General features: G+C 65.6%; 17 protein-coding genes. 7 read left to right on the forward strand and 10 right to left on the reverse strand.

The features are described from left to right. The first annotated feature begins 111 nt into the window (after positions 1-111). The 3 genes from AB0N05_RS25380 to AB0N05_RS25390 all read left to right on the forward strand — a co-directional run bounded on the left by AB0N05_RS25380 (position 112) and on the right by AB0N05_RS25390 (position 3,978). Positions 112-1,182: a Glu/Leu/Phe/Val dehydrogenase dimerization domain-containing protein gene (locus AB0N05_RS25380; RefSeq protein ID WP_364698409.1), complete on the forward strand. Its 1,071-nt coding sequence runs from the start codon at positions 112-114 to the stop codon at positions 1,180-1,182. A gap of 51 nt (positions 1,183-1,233) precedes the next feature. Then, the gene (locus AB0N05_RS25385; RefSeq protein WP_364698410.1) at positions 1,234-2,706 is read left to right on the forward strand and encodes an amino acid permease; all 1,473 of its coding nucleotides are present in this window, start codon (positions 1,234-1,236) and stop codon (positions 2,704-2,706) included. A 183-nt stretch (positions 2,707-2,889) separates the two neighbouring features. Beyond that, positions 2,890-3,978 (forward strand): DUF1152 domain-containing protein, encoded by a 1,089-nt coding sequence (locus AB0N05_RS25390; RefSeq protein ID WP_364698330.1) that lies wholly within the window; start codon positions 2,890-2,892, stop codon positions 3,976-3,978. A 20-nt stretch (positions 3,979-3,998) separates the two neighbouring features. Here the strand turns inward: AB0N05_RS25390 and AB0N05_RS25395 are convergent, their stop codons facing one another. Then, positions 3,999-4,832 (reverse strand): alpha/beta hydrolase, encoded by an 834-nt coding sequence (locus AB0N05_RS25395; protein ID WP_364698331.1) that lies wholly within the window; start codon positions 4,830-4,832, stop codon positions 3,999-4,001. Positions 4,833-5,165: 333 nt separating this feature from the next. On the opposite strand from AB0N05_RS25395, the gene AB0N05_RS25400 reads away from it, so the two are divergent. Next, a complete protein-coding gene (locus tag AB0N05_RS25400) occupies positions 5,166-5,384 on the forward strand; it encodes a hypothetical protein (RefSeq protein WP_364698332.1) in 219 nt (72 codons plus the stop codon). Between the two features lie 54 nt (positions 5,385-5,438). Here AB0N05_RS25400 and AB0N05_RS25405 read toward each other — a convergent pair whose 3' ends face one another. Continuing rightward, complete coding sequence (locus AB0N05_RS25405) at positions 5,439-6,290, reverse strand: nuclear transport factor 2 family protein (RefSeq protein WP_364698333.1); 852 nt, start codon at positions 6,288-6,290, stop codon at positions 5,439-5,441. 219 nt (positions 6,291-6,509) lie between these two features. Between AB0N05_RS25405 and AB0N05_RS25410 the strand changes: the two genes are divergently transcribed. Next, positions 6,510-6,812, forward strand: coding sequence for a hypothetical protein (locus tag AB0N05_RS25410; RefSeq protein ID WP_364698334.1), 303 nt, complete (start codon positions 6,510-6,512; stop codon positions 6,810-6,812). A gap of 85 nt (positions 6,813-6,897) precedes the next feature. Here AB0N05_RS25410 and AB0N05_RS25415 read toward each other — a convergent pair whose 3' ends face one another. Both AB0N05_RS25415 and AB0N05_RS25420 read right to left on the reverse strand, forming a co-directional pair. Beyond that, positions 6,898-8,211, reverse strand: coding sequence for a helix-turn-helix transcriptional regulator (locus tag AB0N05_RS25415; protein WP_364698335.1), 1,314 nt, complete (start codon positions 8,209-8,211; stop codon positions 6,898-6,900). Positions 8,212-8,281: 70 nt separating this feature from the next. Next, entirely contained in the window at positions 8,282-9,214 is a 933-nt protein-coding gene (locus tag AB0N05_RS25420; protein WP_364698336.1) for a UbiA family prenyltransferase, read from the reverse strand. 238 nt (positions 9,215-9,452) lie between these two features. Between AB0N05_RS25420 and AB0N05_RS25425 the strand changes: the two genes are divergently transcribed. Continuing rightward, positions 9,453-10,154 (forward strand): SDR family oxidoreductase, encoded by a 702-nt coding sequence (locus tag AB0N05_RS25425; RefSeq protein WP_364698337.1) that lies wholly within the window; start codon positions 9,453-9,455, stop codon positions 10,152-10,154. Here the strand turns inward: AB0N05_RS25425 and AB0N05_RS25430 are convergent. After that, positions 10,128-10,811 carry a response regulator transcription factor gene (locus AB0N05_RS25430; RefSeq protein WP_364698338.1) on the reverse strand — a complete coding sequence of 228 codons (684 nt, stop codon included), beginning with the start codon at positions 10,809-10,811 and terminating at the stop codon, positions 10,128-10,130. The genes AB0N05_RS25425 and AB0N05_RS25430 overlap by 27 nt on opposite strands. A 5-nt stretch (positions 10,812-10,816) precedes the next feature. Continuing rightward, positions 10,817-11,917, reverse strand: a complete 1,101-nt coding sequence (locus tag AB0N05_RS25435; protein ID WP_364698339.1) for an ATP-binding protein — start codon at positions 11,915-11,917, stop codon at positions 10,817-10,819. A 325-nt stretch (positions 11,918-12,242) separates the two neighbouring features. Here AB0N05_RS25435 and AB0N05_RS25440 point away from each other — a divergent pair, with 325 nt between their 5' ends. After that, positions 12,243-12,572: a hypothetical protein gene (locus tag AB0N05_RS25440; RefSeq protein WP_364698340.1), complete on the forward strand. Its 330-nt coding sequence runs from the start codon at positions 12,243-12,245 to the stop codon at positions 12,570-12,572. A 31-nt stretch (positions 12,573-12,603) separates the two neighbouring features. Here the strand turns inward: AB0N05_RS25440 and AB0N05_RS25445 are convergent, their stop codons facing one another. From AB0N05_RS25445 to AB0N05_RS25460, 4 genes are all read right to left on the reverse strand, one after another. Beyond that, positions 12,604-12,846, reverse strand: coding sequence for a phosphopantetheine-binding protein (locus AB0N05_RS25445; protein ID WP_364698341.1), 243 nt, complete (start codon positions 12,844-12,846; stop codon positions 12,604-12,606). Positions 12,847-12,857: 11 nt separating this feature from the next. Then, a complete protein-coding gene (locus tag AB0N05_RS25450) occupies positions 12,858-13,157 on the reverse strand; it encodes a hypothetical protein (RefSeq protein ID WP_364698342.1) in 300 nt (99 codons plus the stop codon). A 71-nt stretch (positions 13,158-13,228) separates the two neighbouring features. Then, a complete protein-coding gene (locus AB0N05_RS25455; RefSeq protein WP_364698343.1) occupies positions 13,229-14,500 on the reverse strand; it encodes an aminotransferase class I/II-fold pyridoxal phosphate-dependent enzyme in 1,272 nt (423 codons plus the stop codon). Next, on the reverse strand, positions 14,487-15,674 hold the full coding sequence (locus AB0N05_RS25460; protein WP_364698344.1) for a lysine 2,3-aminomutase: 1,188 nt from the start codon (positions 15,672-15,674) through the stop codon (positions 14,487-14,489). Before AB0N05_RS25460 ends, AB0N05_RS25455 begins: the two co-directional genes overlap by 14 nt. Positions 15,675-15,906 lie beyond the last annotated feature (232 nt).

A 15,906-nucleotide genomic window follows, 5' to 3' on the forward strand; every position in this document is an offset into this window, starting at 1 on the left:
CAGTACCACGCCGCCCACAACGCGGCCGCTCAACCCTGCCGTGACAACGCGGCAACCCACCCCCGCCGTGTCGAACCGCGGCGTCCAGGAAAGGAATCGATCGTGACCGCAATGCACACCGATGCAGGAGTTTTCGGTCGCTCGCACGAGCTGAGCGCCCGAGCTCACGAACAGGTGATGTTCTGCGAGGACGAAAAGTCCGGCCTGAAGGCCATTATCGCGATCCACTCGACGACGTTGGGACCGGCGCTCGGCGGTACGCGGTTCTACCCGTACGCCGATGAGGCCGCGGCCCTGCAGGACGCGCTGCGGCTGTCCTGGGGAATGACCTACAAGGCAGCGGCTTCCGGCGTCGACCTGGGCGGCGGCAAGGCCGTCATCATCGGCGACCCGGCCGTGGCCAAGACCGAGGAGCTGCTGGCCGCCTACGCGCGGTTCGTCGAAACCCTGGGCGGGCGCTACATCACCGCGGGCGATGTCGGCACCAATACCGATGACCTGGACGTGATCGGCAAGCACACCCGGCACGTGATGGGCCGCAGCATCGCGGCGGGCGGCTCCGGCGACAGTGCCCGGCTGACCGCGCTCGGCGTCTTCAATGCCATGCGCGCCGGTGCCGAATCCGTATGGGGCACAGCGTCGCTCGCGAATCGCACGGTCGGTGTCGAGGGCGTCGGCAAGGTGGGCCGGGAACTCACCGCACTGCTGCTCGCCGATGGCGCGGAGGTGTGCGTGACCGACGTGAACGATGCCGCGCTGCAGAGCCTTTCGAAGGCGAACCCGGGTGTGCGCGTGCTGAGCTCGGTGGCCACCGCCCCGGTCGACGTGTACGCGCCCTGCGCGCTCGGCGGCACCCTGACCGCCGCGACCGCCGAGGTCATCGAGGCCAAGCTCATCTGCGGCGCGGCCAATAACCAGCTGGCGAATCCCTTTGTGGAGCAGGCGCTCACCGAGCGCGGCATCACCTGGGTGCCCGACTTCGTCGCCAATGCGGGCGGCCTGATCCAGGTCGCCGGTGAGCTGCGTTCCGCGGCTCCCGCCGAGGTCGAGGCCGATGTGCACGGCATCTTCGACCGCTGCCGCGACATCATCACGGCCGCCAAGGCCGAAGGAATCGGCACCGGCGCGGCCGCCAATCGGTTCGCCGAGCGCCGGCTCGATGCCATCCCGCGGTCGATCTGACCGCGGCACCGAAGTTTCAAGGAGGAGACATCAGTGGCGATCGCGAGCGGAATGTTCCGCACCAAATCAGTTGAACAGTCGATTCGGGATACCGACGACCCGGATTCCAAGCTACGCAAGGACCTTACCGCCAGGGATCTGACGATCTTCGGTGTCGCCGTGGTCATCGGCGCGGGCATTTTCACGCTCACCGCACGCACCGCGGGCACGGTGGCCGGACCGGCGGTCTCGCTCGCGTTCGTCTTCGCGGCGATCGCGTGCGGGCTGACGGCCCTGTGCTACGCCGAATTCGCCTCGACGGTGCCGGTGGCGGGCAGCGCGTACACCTACGCGTACGCCACCTTCGGTGAGGTCATCGCCTGGATCATCGGCTGGGATCTGATTCTGGAATTCGCGCTCGCCGTCTCCGTGGTGGCCAAGGGCTGGTCGCAGTACCTCGGCGAAATCCTCGGCGCGCACTCCACCGTCATCCAAGCGGGTTCACTCCACTTCGACTGGGGCGCAGTCCTTATCATCGCGATCGTCGGCACCCTGCTGGCCACCGGCACCAAACTGTCCTCCCGCGTCTCCGCCGTAGCGGTAGCCATCAAACTGGCCGTCATCGCCCTGGTCCTGGTGGTAGGCGCAACCTACTTCAAGGCCTCCAACCTCACCCCCTACATCCCACCCTCCGAGCCCTCCGAACACGCCGACGGCCTCCGCCAGTCCCTGTTCGCCTTCCTCACCGGCTCCGGCGGCACCACCTTCGGCTGGTTCGGCCTCCTCTCCGCCGCCAGCCTCGTCTTCTTCGCCTTCGTCGGCTTCGACGTAGTGGCCACCACCGCCGAAGAAACCCGCAACCCCCAACGCGACGTCCCCCGAGGCCTCTTCGGCTCGTTGGCCATCGTCACGGTGCTCTATGTAGCCGTCTCCCTGATCCTCACCGGCATGGTCTCCTACAAAGACCTCCAAGGCGAACACGCCACCCTCGCAACAGCTTTCGCCCTCCACGGCGCAACCTGGGTCAAAAACATCATCTCCATCGGCGCCATCGCAGGCCTCTCCACCGTCGTCATGGTCATGTTCCTAGGCCAAACCCGAGTCCTCTTCGCCATGGCCCGAGACGGCCTCCTCCCCCGCAGCCTCGCCCACACCGGCCCCAAGGGCACCCCCGTCCGCCTGACCGTAATCGTCGGCGTCGTCTGCGCCTTCCTGGCGGGCTTCGTAGACTTCGGCACCCTCGAAGAAATGGTCAACATAGGCACCCTCGTAGCCTTCGTCCTGGTAGCCATCGGCGTCCCCCTCCTCCGCCGATCCCGCCCCGACCTCCCCCGAGGCTTCCGAGTCCCCCTAGTCCCCCTGATCCCGATCCTGGCAGCCCTCTCCTGCCTCTGGCTCATGCTCAACCTCTCCATCGAAACCTGGCTCCGCTTCGTAATCTGGATGGCCCTCGGCATGATCATCTACTTCACCTACAGCCGAAACCATTCGGTCCTACGCCAGCAGCAGGCAACCGAGTCCCGCACCACTGCCGGGGTGCGCTGACCCAACCACCCGCTGCAACCCTTGCCCGGCCCGGACCTCCGTCTAGGCCGGGCAAGTCTGCGCCGTGCACCGGTCTCTCCGAGTTGACGCGGAAGCGGTCAACCACGCAGTAGTATGCATTCCGTTGGGTCTTAGCCAACGAAATGCATACTCCCCGAGAGTTTCCGCAGTGGCATCACGACGATGGCGACGGCGATAGCGATAGCTGCCGGTGGGGGCGGCGATGCGGTGACCGCCGCTGTCCTCGCATCCGCGATGCCCGAGCTCGGTATCAGGGCGATCATGAGTTGGTCCTGGGACAGGTTCATGACCGACCCGGCGGCTGGGCCGCGCGAGCGCGCGGACTTCGACGGACTCGGCGACTACGGCGGCGTCGCACAGGTCACGACAACTTCCAGGTTGCGCAGCGGTCAGTCCACGCTGCCGCCCCTCGCTGGCAGTATCGGCCTGCCATTGCTGTTACTGGAGGCAAGCGCAGGCGCGACCGGCTTGGCCGAGTTGATCATTCGCGCCGTGAAAGTGTCCGGCGCGGACGAGGTGATCGTCGTCGATGTCGGCGGTGACATTCTGGCCGAAGGCCACGAACCAGGGTTGCGCACACCACTTGCCGATTCGCTCGCCCTCGCCGCAGCCCTGCAATCAGGAATCGACACACGTGTACTGGTGGCGGGAATCGCTCTGGACGGCGAACTTTCGCCTCCCGAGCTCCACGCTCGGCTCGACCAACTGCAGGCGCGTGAAACCGGCGGACTGACACCGGAAGCTGTCGCACCTTTCGCCGACATCTGGTCGTGGCATCCCTCGGAAGCCAACGCACTACTCGCCGCCGCAGCAGCCGGGTGGCGCGGCGTGGTCGAGACCCAGCGAAACGCGCTCATCGCACTCACCGATGGTGCGCCGCTGATTTATGAGGTGAATGCTCGAACCCTCGCCGATTCGTCGCTGGCGGCACCGCTCGCGGCCACAACCACCTTCGAGCAAGTGGAACAACTGCTGCGGGATCGCCGCAGCGGCCGAAGCGAACTCGACATCGAACGACATAGAGCCGAACGTGACCGAGGCGAAGTTCGAACGCCGACACAGGATTCCGTGCACGCCATCGACGTCTACGCCGCAGATGCCCGCAGCCGCGGCATCGATGCGCTCACCGTACGCCGAGTCGCCGAACTGGTATACGCGGTCGATCCAGCCGCCACCGCGGCACTGCGCGAACTGCTCGCACAGCAACGACCGGCCAATTTCCACCCACCGCTCTACACCCTGAACCGATAGCCTGCGAAGCCCTCCTGAACCTAGGGATTTCTCCACTCGACTGCCGCGCAGGATCCGCCCGCGTATCGCAATTGAGCAGGAGGGATCGTGACCGGCCGATGATCTTTCGCGGCAGCGATCACTGCGCTGATACAAGCCGCGACCAGCTCAGGCTGGTCGGACGCAACGTGGTGTCCGGCCCAGTCTGCGACGACCAGCAGCGCGTTCAGCTTGCCCGCAAGTAGCCGTTGCCCGTCCTGCCATCGGTGATCGAGTTCCTCGAGGGTCAGCGGCGCGTACTCGGCGGCATCAGCAGGCGCGAGACGCGTCCATCGCCCCGGTGCGCTCGCCAGGACCGCCGAGGGGACAGGTGGCCACTGTGCGGCATCCAGTTCGGCGATTGATCCCTGGATATCCAGAATCGAGGATCCGGGATTGTTGCCGTCGCCTTCGCGAAGCGGCCAGTGGCCGTCTGTCAGGTGATCCATGGTGGTGCAATCCACCAGGACCAGCCCGGCCGCGTGGGTGCGATGGTTTGCGGCGAACATCATCGCGATCAGTGCGCCGAACGAATGTCCGACCACGACAACTGGCGAGCTGATCTCGAGCCGGTCGAGTATCCCGCGCAGTTCATCGGCCAATGCCCCGAACGTGCGGGGCTGATCGGCCAGATTCGACGGCAGCGGTCCACTACGGCCGATACCGGCGCGGTCGTAAGTGACGGTGTTGTGGATATACAACCTGGGCAGGACCTGATCCCACTGGTCTTGTGCAGTGCCGAGAGCGTTGACGAAGACCACCGGCACCGTGGTGTCGCCATCGCTGATGCGCACGCTCACCTCATAGCCGAGGTCGACGTTCTCGAATCGCTGCACCCACAACAGATACCACCGCCGATGAGGTCTATCGACCGAATCGCATAGCGCAGGAAACCTTTTCGCGCCGCGTTCTCCCCCGCCCCCGAGGCTTCCGAGTCCCCCTGATCCCATCCTCGCCCCCGTCCGGGCCCGGGCAAGTCTGCATCTGCTCCCGAGCTGGATTATCGGAAAGTGATTGTGGGCTTACCTTCGGATGATCGGCTCTCTTCGCGGCGATGCCACGATCGATCCCGGGTCGGCTCCGCGCTTTTGGCCCGGCCTGTCCTATCACCGCAAAAGAAGCAGAGGTATTTCATGTTCGGATCCAAGGCAATTCGTACCGTTCTCGGGGTGTCCGCCATCGCGGCGGGCGCACTGCTGGCCTCGATGCCCACCGCGAACGCAATCCCGGTCGAGCCGTACACCACTCACGCCGCACCCACCAACGGCGGCGGACCCGCGGGCGGCAGCAACTCCGGGGCCAATGACACCACCAATCTGCTTGGCGGGATCATCTGCATGCTGACGGGTGGTATGTCCTCCGAGGCCAGCGCCGTCTGCGTTCGCTGACGGCGGGTCCGGTCGGAATCGGGCGCCGGGTTACGCCGCGCCCGATCTGCGGAGTCAGCGGCCGTTGTCCCATACGCTGTTTCCGCTCTTGGTCACTCTCGGGTGCAGTTGGACCGTCTCCCAGTGGTGGCCGATCCGGCCCTGGTCGTCGAGGTGGAAGATGTTGACGGTGCCGCGGCCTGAGTGGTCCTCGGCCTCGTTTTCGGCGTAGGGGGTGAAGGTGTGGGCCACGACGAAATTGCCGTCACCGATGATGCGGGCGATCTTGAAAGCGCCTCGGCTGTCGACCTCGAGCTGTTCTCGGATCGTCGTCATGCCCGAGGCGTAGGCGGCGACACCGTCGCCGTACGACGAACCGTGTTGGACGAAGTCGGGGCGACAGTTCTTGTCCACCAGTGCTGGTAGCTCTTCGACCGGGCCGGTGAAGAGGGCGGTCAGGAAGTCGGTGACGATCTGTTTGTTGCGCTGGATATCCGGCACGGCGACGGGGAGCGGGACCCGGGGGCCGCCGAATATTCGGCCGTTGTTCCTCACCTGCCCGGGCAGGAACTCCACATTGTCCCAGTGCTCATCGATCATGCCCGCGTCGATGCGGAAGAACTCCGCGACCGCCAGGTGCGGCTGGCCGTCACCGAGCTCCATGTGGGAGTGCAGGAAGACGGTGTCGCCTTCGGCGAGAACGCGCAGGACGTTCGACCACTGGTTCGGGTACTTCCCGAGCAGTTCGCCCAGCGAGATCAGGAATCCGGACGAGCCGTCGCCGCAAATCGGGTCGTGCTCCAGGCAATCCGTGGTCATGAACTCGGATGCGGCTTCCCCAACGCGCTGCTCATTGAATACCAAATCGTAGAACCTGGAAACGAGGTCCTTGTTGTATTCCGGGGCATCCACCCACTGCCGCTTCATGCTGACTCCTCACTTGACACTCGTTGCGAATCTATCGGCACATCCCCCTATTCCACAACCATTCGGCCGTGAATAACGGAAAGCCCCCGAACCCGTAACAGCGGGTGCAGGGATCAAGCTCTTTTAAGGGCCGATAGGGGTTGCGCCGCAACCGATCCCACCTGGATGCTGGACCGCGACAGCAAACTCGAACGAGTTCGACAACGGAAAGGTACACCTATGGCTATCGACGGTAGCTGGGAAATCGAGATGCAGAGCCCAGCAGGAAAACAAAAGCTCTTCTTTTCGCTGAAGTCGAATGATTCGGAACTCGTCGGCGCATTGAAAGGCACCGACGAACCGGAGCCGGATATTCTGGACGGCAAAGTCGTGGGCAAGAATGCCACCTGGGACCTCAAGGTGACCAAGCCGATGCCCATCCAGCTGACATTCACCGTGACGGTTACCGGTGACACTTTGACCGGCAAGGTACAGCCCGGCAGTTTCCCGGCAATGCCGATCAGCGGCCGCCGGCTCGGCTGACGGTCGACCACCCGCACTTTCCGCGTCATCACGCCGGGCCGATGGTCCGGCGTGATGACGTTTCCGGGACGGTCGATGCGCATGCTCACGCACTCGCCCGGCCAGCCGGCACCCGGCCGAACGGGGCATGGCCACGCTCGGCCAGATCGTTCCACATGAGCGCGAGTTCCAGCCGGGACTTGGCCCCGACCTTCTGGAAGATCTTGCGGAGATGGAAGGCCACGGTATGCCGCGACAGGTACATCTGGCCGGCCACCTCGGCATTGGTGAGACCCTCGGAAACCAGCTTGGCGACCGTGTACTCGGTATCGGTCAGCCCCGGGATGCGACTGCTCGGCCAGAAGCGGGCGGTCGCCATGGACCGGTTGTAGCCGCGGAGCTTGCTGCGCACCCGCGAGGAGTCGTACAGCGCGCCCGCGGCGGCATAGGTGCGCATCGCGGTCTCGTACTGATCGCAGATCTGCCGGGTCGGCTGTCCCTGGGCGGCCAGCACCGTGGCGATGTCTTCGGCGACCGAAGCCCGAGCCCAGGCGTCACCGTAGCCCTCGGCGGCCTGTCGCAGCAGGTCGACGTCGTTTTCGAGGAGCCCGCGGGCGTGCAGCGCGCCGGCGGCGAGCACCGGGATATCCGGATTCTCCGCGGCGAGGGCGGTCGCGTGCGCGACGGCGGGCGCGGCGATATCGCGCTCGTGCACGTCCAGCATCATCCGGACCAGGAACGACACCGAGGTGGGCTCGGCCAGCAGCAGGCGGCGGGTGGCGGTTTCGGACTCCAGCAATTCCCGGGCCAGTGGCACGGCCGCGTCACGGCCCTGTTCGGCTTCCGCGATGCGCACGATCAGCCAGGCCGGCGAGTTCCAGGCGAACATGTCGCGGCCGAACAGCACGTCTTCCTTGAGTTGATTCGCGTGGTGGACCATCGTGGCGACATCGCCGGAGCGCAGTGCGTTGGTGGCGCAGATGATGTTCCCGATCGGCTTCCACGGGGAGAGGCGGAGTTCGTCCACGACGGCCAGCCCGGTGGAGCACAGGTCGATCGCCTCGGCGACGTCACCGACGGTCAAGGCGATCCGGGAGTTCAACAGGGCGGCGATCCCGGCGACCCGCGGATCCGCGGCCATGGCGGCCGTGTGGCGCACCGCCTGCCGGGCCTCGCCGAGCCGCCGAACATTGATCAGCATCTGCGCGAATTGCATTCCCGCCAGGGTCGAGCACAGCTCCCCGCCGAATTCGCAGGTCGCTGCCGCCGCTGCCGCCGCCAGCGACAATGCGGAGGTGGCATTGCCTTGCGACCATTCCGATCCGGCCGCTACCAGCAGATCCCAGCTGGGGCATTCGTGCGGCGAGCACGACGGACGCAAATGCAGTGGATAGTGACCGGAAATATTCTGGATTTTCACGAACTCTCCTCGAGTCGGTAATTCGTATCAAGAATCAATGCGCGTTCAAGAATCAAGGCGCGTTCGAGAATCAAGGCGCGTGCGCGACCATGACCGCACCGATCACCGCGATGTGCGCGGCATATTGGGCGACCATGAAGGCCCGATACGGGAGCCGCCGCCCGGCCCGGGTGGTGGCGCGGCGGGTGGTGGCGGCGAGCACCGCCACCGCCACCGCCCCGGCCAGCAGCGCGATCGCCGACGGCAGCAGCACCGTGACGCCGAACAGGACGACGACCACCAGATAACCGCTCGCGATGAGGACGGCATTGCCGGACGCCAGGACCCGCACTCCGAGCTCGCCGTAGACGATCACCGGGGTACGGCGTCCGGCGGCCGCGTCGCCGGCCGCGTCGGACAGGTCCTTGACCAGTGCCCCGACCCCGCCCATCCACAGCGACATGGTGACGCCGAGCAGCACCGGCAGCAGACTGTGCCCCCCACCGGCTTCCCAGCCGTCGGCATAGGTCAGTACGCCCAGGCCCAGGACCACGAGAACGGCTGAGCTACCACGGGTTTTGGCGTAGAACGGGGCTCCGGAATAGGCGTAGCCCAGGAATAGATAGGCCAGCATCAGCCAGGGCAGCGGCCCGGCCGGGTCGATGAGCGCGTCGATGCCCAGCGCCAGCCCGCCGGTCCCGACGACCCCGATCGAGGCCACCCGGACCGGCAGCGCGCCGCGGCTGATCGGGCGGGTCGAGCCGTTGGCCCGGTCCTCGGTCACGTCGGCGATGCCGTTGTAGACGTAGATGGCGAGGGTGGCCAATACCCACGCCAGCGCCAGTTCCCACATGCGCGGCCCCAGGTAGGCCGCCCCGCTCAGGATGGCCGCGGTGCACAGGCGGATCAAAAAGATTATCTGGACCGAGATGCGGGCTTCCTGCAAGAAATACTTGGGGTAGCCGGCGACTTCCGATAAAGCAACTCTACCAGGCAGGTTGAGTGCTGAGGTACCAATCTGCATGATGCCAACGCTAATCGTGTCGGTATTTTATTGACATTGCACGAAGGATTACTCCACCTACAATAAAGGGGTACACCGATACACGTAAAGAAGTATCGGAATACTCCTTTAGGAGCATCCTCGCCAGGATTTCACCATGACGCCGCGCCGAACTTCTAGGATCAATCCCAGCGGGGGTGTGCCAACCGGCACGAATCGCGGGAACCGATCAGTCAGAATTCACGAAAGGGGGCATGCCATGGGGGAAAATCGATACCCGGTCGCCATAGTGACCGGCGCCGGCAGCGCGCTCGGCATCGCCGTGGTGCGCCGGCTGGCGGCATGTGGTTTCGTCATCGCCTCGGTCGATCTGCGGGCAGCCTGGGTCGAGGACGGCCTGACCACCGCCGACCGGGCCCAGTCGTGGACCCGCTCCGCGGACGTCCGCTACATCCACGAGGCCGAGGCCACCGTGATCCGGGCCGCCGAAGCGCTCGGCCGGCCCACCGTCGTGGTCAACGCACCGTTCCCCGGGCACGGCGGACATTCGGGCGACGTCCCGGATTGGGAAGCGGTGCTGCATGATCGGCTGCGGGCGCCCTTGCTGATCACCCGCGCGGCCCAGCGGTATCTGGCCGGCACCGGGAACGGCCGGATCATCAATGTGACCCACGCCGATATCTCCGCCCGCCGACCGGTCGATGTGGTGACGGACAAGGCCCTACACGCCTTGACCGAGACCCTCGCGCACGAACTCGCGCCACAGGGCATCCAGGTGAATACGGTGGTGGCCGAAACCTGTGGCGCCCACGGCCGGCGGGACTGCTGCGTCGCGGTCGAGAGCGAGACCGCCTCGATCGTGGAATTCCTGGTATCGCAGGAGGCGCGGGAGCACACCGGGCACCACATGGTCGCGCGGCACCCGGTATATCGCTCACCAGGCGCGGGTGGCCTCGGGTGATCCGGACCGTTTATCGGGAATCAGGGACAGCGCCCGCGCCCGGTTGACCGCATCGATGCGCGAGACCGCCTCGAGCTTGCCGAAGATATTGCGCAGGTGCCGCTTCACGGTGGCCTCGGTGACGCCCAGTTCGATCGCGATCTGCCGATTGCTGAGCGCCTCGGCCACCAGGCCCATCACCTCACGCTCGCGGACCGACAGCAGCCCGGTCTCCGCCACCGGCTCGGCCTGCGCCTGCAGACTGCGCGGCGATACCGACATGGTGACCGTGCGCGGCCCGTCGTCCACGACCGACTGCCGGATCGCCGACACCAGCGTGTGCCGTCCGGCGCCCTTGTGCAGATAACCGCACACCCCCAACCCCAGCAGCTGATACACCGTCTGCTGGGCATCGTGCATGCTCAGCACGATGATCCGCAGGTCCGGATCCTGGGCCAGCAGCCGGGTCACCGTCTGCGGCGGATCGCTCTCGGGCATCTCCAGATCCAGCAGCACCACATCCGGGCGATGCCGCCCGGCCAGCTGGATGGCGGTGGTCCCGGTGCCGGCCTGAGCCACCACATCGAGATCGGGCTCGGCCGCCAGCACATCGCACAGCGCCTCGCGCAGCAGGGTGTGGTCGTCCGCGACGAGAATGCGAATGATGTTGTCGCGCATTAGATTCAAACTCTCCTGGCGACGGGGATGGTGATGCTGACATGGGTGCCCCGACCGGGGGCGGAGTCGATATCGACAGTGCCGCCGACCAGATCGGAACGCTCCGTCAGGATGAACAGCCCGTTGCCGTGCCCGGCGGCCCGGACCGCCGCCACATCGAAACCCTTACCGTCATCAATGATTTCGACCCGCACACGGTGCGGGTCGAAATCCATCCGTACGGCCACCGTGGCCGCCCCCGCGTGGGCGTAGACATTGCGCAGGCATTCGCGCGTCATGACGAACAATTCCTCGACCACGTCGACGGGAATCACCTCCTGATCCCCGCACACCGTCACATCCAGCTGCGCCGCAGAGGGTTCCAGGGATGCCGCGAACCCGCGCAGCGCGACCTCCAGCGATCCGGCGACCTCGGCGCGGCGCAGGTCGCTGACCAGATCACGGCTGCGGCTGACCGTTTCCAGGATCGCGTCCTTCGCCTGCTGCACATGGGGATTCGCGGGATCGCCGCCGTCGCGCTCCGTCTCGATCTCGAAGAGCTCGAGCTGACGCAGGGCCAGGCTCACCGAGTTGCCGATATGGTCGTGGATGTCTCGGGCCAGCTGTCGATTGCTCTGCTCATGCGCCTCACGCACCCGCTTCAGCAGGAAGGCGTCGTAGCCCTCGGACCCGAATTCCAGCCGCATCGCGATGCCCTGCTGCAGTGCTCGCACGGCGACGATCAGATCCTGCTGCGGCGCACCGGACTTCACCGCGCAGTCGGCCAGCACGCTCAACCCGAGGTCCCAGAGGATGCCGCCGGCCCGGATCGAATGGGCGATGTGCATACCCTGGCGGACGCGGTTGCCGCCCACCTCGAAGGTTTCATCGATCGGGGTGACCACGGTTTTTCCGACGATGATGCTGCGGGCGCAGCAGTCGAAAATCCGCTGGGCCTGCAGGCTGCATTCCGCCCAGACACCCGGGTCGGAAACGAGCGGGCTGCCGAGTTCGGCGAGGCGGGCTCGGTACCGGTCGATCAGGTCCGGTATCCGCGCTGTGAACAGACCGGAAAATCCGGCTGATAGTTCGGCTTCGGTGCCTTGTCCTGTCTGCGGTCCGTCCATGCCAACCATCTGGGCCGAGCCTTTCCCCTGCATCTGACGCGCGCCAAGAGTGTAACCCGAGGCAGGCGACCGGGGGATGTCTGTTGGGTGAAAGACCTCCCCCAAAAGTCTTCTGCCGGTGCGCGATCCGAACCCCCGCCGGGTATCGTACATGCGCCGCACGGACCGGGCCACTGATCCTTTCGACGCATTCGGCCTACCACTTAGAGCGAAGTGATATTGCGGCGCCAACCACGGGCATGGTGACATCGGCAGAACAGATTCGATTTGATCGTCGATCCGAACTTCCGGATCTACCAGGATTGGTCAGCTCATGGAAAAGGTAATGTCGAACGAAATTCCGGCGGACGACAGCCGCCCACTCGAATCGGGTCGCATCACCTTGGCCGAGGAAGACGGAATCCTCTGCTGGCTGGAGCGGATCGAGCCCGACCAGTGCGGCGAATTGCACACCGAAACCGGTCCGTCGATCGCGCTGGTCGTATCCGGCGGACCGGTGGAAGTGGTCGACGAACACGAATGGCTTTACCATCGAACGACTTTGATGAGCGGCCAGATGATTCGCAGCGGAATGTTGCCGTCGTCGTTCCGGCTGTGCAATGTGTCGAACGAGCCCGTGGTGCTGATCGCCCTGGAGTGGCGGGCCCCCACCTGATGGCGACGGGGCCCGCCTCCGCGGGAGCCGCTTACCGAGCACCTACCGACGACAGGGCCCGCCAGATCGTTTCCGGTGTGGCGAATGTGCTCAATTCCAGCATGTCGTCACGGAATTGGACCTCGTAGGCGTCCTCCAGGTCGGCGAGCAGGTCCACGGTACTCAGCGAATCCAGGCCGAGATCACGCAACTCGCTGGTCGCCTGGAGTTGGTTGTCCGCGGTCAGGAACGGAAGATACTTGCGCAGCAGCGCGTCGAACTTGTTATCCCACATGGGATGTCTCCTCAGATGCGGCGGCCGGCGATCGGCATGGCCGGAAACATGCCCGGCTTGACCTTGCCCTCGAGGGTGTCACCGTCGAGGGTGACGGTGAACTTCAGCTTGATCGGCATCGGCTTGCTGACCTTCAGCTTCCAGGTACCGTCGTTGCCGGAGATCTTGCCCTCCAGGATGTCCGGGTTCGCCTCGTCGGTGCCGGTCAGCGCGCCGGCCAACTCCGTACCGCTGGACTTGAACTCGAAATTGAGCAGCTGCTTGCCCATCGGGCTCTGCATCTCGATTTCCCACTTGCCGTCGATTGCCATGATTCACCTTTTCTCGCGTTTTTATGGATTGCAGATTCAGAATCGCCGTGCGCACGGGTCGGCCATAACCCCTATCGACCCCCTGATCCGCCGACGAATTTCGCCAGCCCATCGGCCAGGAACAACAACTGTTCCCGAATATGCGGTAGCGCCAATGGATCGTCCGCGTACAGGGCAGTGGCGCGTTGTTCCTCGGTGTCGCCGTAGAGCATGCTCGTGGCCGCCCGGAAACGCAGCGCTCGCGGGTCGTCGCCGAAATGGCCGGCGCCCAACACCGCGATATCGTGGCGCTCCAGCAGCAGCCGTTGCAGCGACTCGGAGTCGGTGATTCCGCGCCCCGCCAATTCGGCCCGCACCGGCTCGAAATCGGGATAGACGTAGAAACCTCCCGTGGGCGGACGGCAGTCTGCCCCGGCCTCGACCATGACCTCGTACACGGCCTTCGCCACCGCCGCGTGCAGCCGGGTATCGGCGTTCCGGCGGGCCACCACCTCGGGTGGCTCGGCGTAGACGTACTCGGCGACCGCCTGCATCGGGCCCGCCAGTGTGGACCAGATTTCGCTCGCGACGGCCAGCACGTCATCGCGCACCCGCTCGCCCCACTCGGTGTTCGGAAAGCGGGCCGCACCGATCCGCCAGCCGCCCAATGCGAGAGATTTACTCAGCCCGGTGAGCACGATCGTGCGGTCCGGGATCAGCTCGGCCGGGCTGACCAGGTCGGCGCCCGGCACGTGCAGGATGTCGCGGTAGATCTCATCCGACAGCACGATGAGGTCCTCGGCCGCGGCGATCTCGCACAGTTCGCCGATCAGTCCGGCGGTGGCGAAGGTGCCGGTGGGGTTGTCGGGCAGGTTGAGGATCAGAATGCGTGGATCACGGCCGCCCGCACGGGCTTTCGCGATGGTCTCGCGCAGCGCCGCCGGATCGGGCACGCCACCGCACTCGACCGGAATCGGCACCCCGAATACCTGTTTGCCCACCAGCTTCGCCTGCGGGGCGTAGGTGACCCAGCTCGGCGCGGGCAGCAGCACATCGCCGGGCAGCACATGCTGCAGGGCCATGAGCAGCGGTTTACTCCCGGGCGCGAGCACGGTGTGCGCGGCCTCGGTGGGCAATCGGCGGCGAGTGAAATATCCTGCGACCGCGTCGCGGACGGCGAATCCACCCGCGACCGGACCGTAGGCATTGCGGTCCGCGCCGGCGGTCAGCGCGGTGACCAGCGGCGCGAACACCGGCAGCCGGGACTCACCGAATCCCATGTGCAGGATGGTCGCGCCTTCGGCCTTGCGCCGCGCCACCAACTCGTCCAGCGCCAGATTGGGCGAAATGCTACGCGTGGGCATCGGCGTGTTCCCGAACGGTGATGGCGGCCGCGATATCCGGCGGCGTCTGCGGGTCGAGGACGAGTTCGTCCAGCCAGGACGCGGTCGCCGAGTAGTAGGCGCGGAACGGGCGGCCCACCAGCGCGGGATCGCGGGCCTGCAGGAAACGCAACCGCAGGTAGCGGCCGGTGTCGGTGTCCTCGATACCATCCACGGCCACTTTGCCGGGGGTCGCGGACATGACCGGGCCACGCACGGTGCGGGCCAGGCCCGGCAGCGTCCGATAGGCCGTCTGGAAGATCTCCAGGGCGCGGGCCAGCGGCACCTTGAAGTACTCGTGCGGGCCGGTGTCGCGCTCCACGAATTGGTAGTAGGGCACCGTTCCGGCGGCCAGTTCCAGCCGCCACAGGTCGGCCCAGGTCCGCGCGTCGTCATTGACGGTACGGATCAGCGGCGCCTGGCAGTAGATCACCGCGCCGGTGCCGCGGATGCGGGCGAGCGCGGTCCGGGCCATGTCGGTTTCCAATTCCCGCGGATGACTGAAATGTGCCATCACGGCGAGGGTTCGGCCCGAGGCCACCACCTTTTCGAACAGGCGCAGCACCTCGTCGGCGTCGGCGTCGGTGGTGAAGCGGTAGGGCCAGTACGCCACCGATTTGGTGCCGATCCGTACCGTGCGCACCGAGTCGATCGCCAGCAGCGGCTCGATGTGCCCGCGCAACCGCTCGGTGGACATGATCATCGGATCACCGCCGGTGATCAGCACGTCGCTGACATCGGGATGGCGGCCGAGATAGCGGGTCAGGCCTTCCGGGCCACTGGCCGCGAAACGCAGATCCGCATCGCCGACGAACTGTGCCCAGCGGAAGCAGTAGGTGCAGTACGAGTGGCAGGTCTGACCCTGCGCCGGGAAGTGCAGCACGGTCTCGCGATATTTGTGCTGCAGGCCGGGCACGGGTTCGCCGTCCAGCGTGGGCACGTTCAATTCCTGCTGACCCGACGGGTGCGGGTTCAGCTCGGCCCGGATCAGCCGTACCGCAGCCTGCAGTTCCGCCTTGCCCGCGGCCTGCGCCAGGGTCAGCGCTGCCTCCTGTTCCAGGCTCAGCATGCCGCTCTGCGGGAATACCAGCCGATAGATCGGATCGTCCGGAATGCGGTCCCAATCGATCAGCTCGCCGAGCACGTAATCGTTCACTCGGAAAGGCAGGACCTGAGATATCAACCGCACCGTTTCCCGATCGACGGCGGATAGTCCGTACCGTGTTCCTATTTGATCGATATGATGCGGACCGAGACCGCGAAAACGCGCGGCTTCCATTGTGTTGCCGACGAGTAGAGTCATACCCAAACATCCTCTCCGGGTAAGTACGGCAAGGGATTTCCCATTCAACAATGAAATGCGAAATAGAGCATTTTGGTAACCCCTA

It is taken from the genome of Nocardia sp. NPDC051030 (assembly GCF_040683015.1).
In the GTDB taxonomy this organism is placed as follows: domain Bacteria; phylum Actinomycetota; class Actinomycetes; order Mycobacteriales; family Mycobacteriaceae; genus Nocardia.

Coding starts and splice junctions, on each gene's coding strand:
- AB0N05_RS25380 (WP_364698409.1), top strand. CDS start 112: ATGCACACCGATGCAGGAGTTTTCGGTCGCTCGCACGAGCTGAGCGCC.
- AB0N05_RS25455 (WP_364698343.1), bottom strand. CDS start 14,500: ATGCCCACGCGTAGCATTTCGCCCAATCTGGCGCTGGACGAGTTGGTG.
- AB0N05_RS25410 (WP_364698334.1), top strand. CDS start 6,510: ATGGCTATCGACGGTAGCTGGGAAATCGAGATGCAGAGCCCAGCAGGA.
- AB0N05_RS25435 (WP_364698339.1), bottom strand. CDS start 11,917: ATGGACGGACCGCAGACAGGACAAGGCACCGAAGCCGAACTATCAGCC.
- AB0N05_RS25405 (WP_364698333.1), bottom strand. CDS start 6,290: ATGAAGCGGCAGTGGGTGGATGCCCCGGAATACAACAAGGACCTCGTT.
- AB0N05_RS25385 (WP_364698410.1), top strand. CDS start 1,234: ATGTTCCGCACCAAATCAGTTGAACAGTCGATTCGGGATACCGACGAC.
- AB0N05_RS25420 (WP_364698336.1), bottom strand. CDS start 9,214: ATGCAGATTGGTACCTCAGCACTCAACCTGCCTGGTAGAGTTGCTTTA.
- AB0N05_RS25440 (WP_364698340.1), top strand. CDS start 12,243: ATGTCGAACGAAATTCCGGCGGACGACAGCCGCCCACTCGAATCGGGT.
- AB0N05_RS25425 (WP_364698337.1), top strand. CDS start 9,453: ATGGGGGAAAATCGATACCCGGTCGCCATAGTGACCGGCGCCGGCAGC.
- AB0N05_RS25390 (WP_364698330.1), top strand. CDS start 2,890: ATGGCGACGGCGATAGCGATAGCTGCCGGTGGGGGCGGCGATGCGGTG.
- AB0N05_RS25450 (WP_364698342.1), bottom strand. CDS start 13,157: ATGGCAATCGACGGCAAGTGGGAAATCGAGATGCAGAGCCCGATGGGC.
- AB0N05_RS25445 (WP_364698341.1), bottom strand. CDS start 12,846: ATGTGGGATAACAAGTTCGACGCGCTGCTGCGCAAGTATCTTCCGTTC.
- AB0N05_RS25430 (WP_364698338.1), bottom strand. CDS start 10,811: ATGCGCGACAACATCATTCGCATTCTCGTCGCGGACGACCACACCCTG.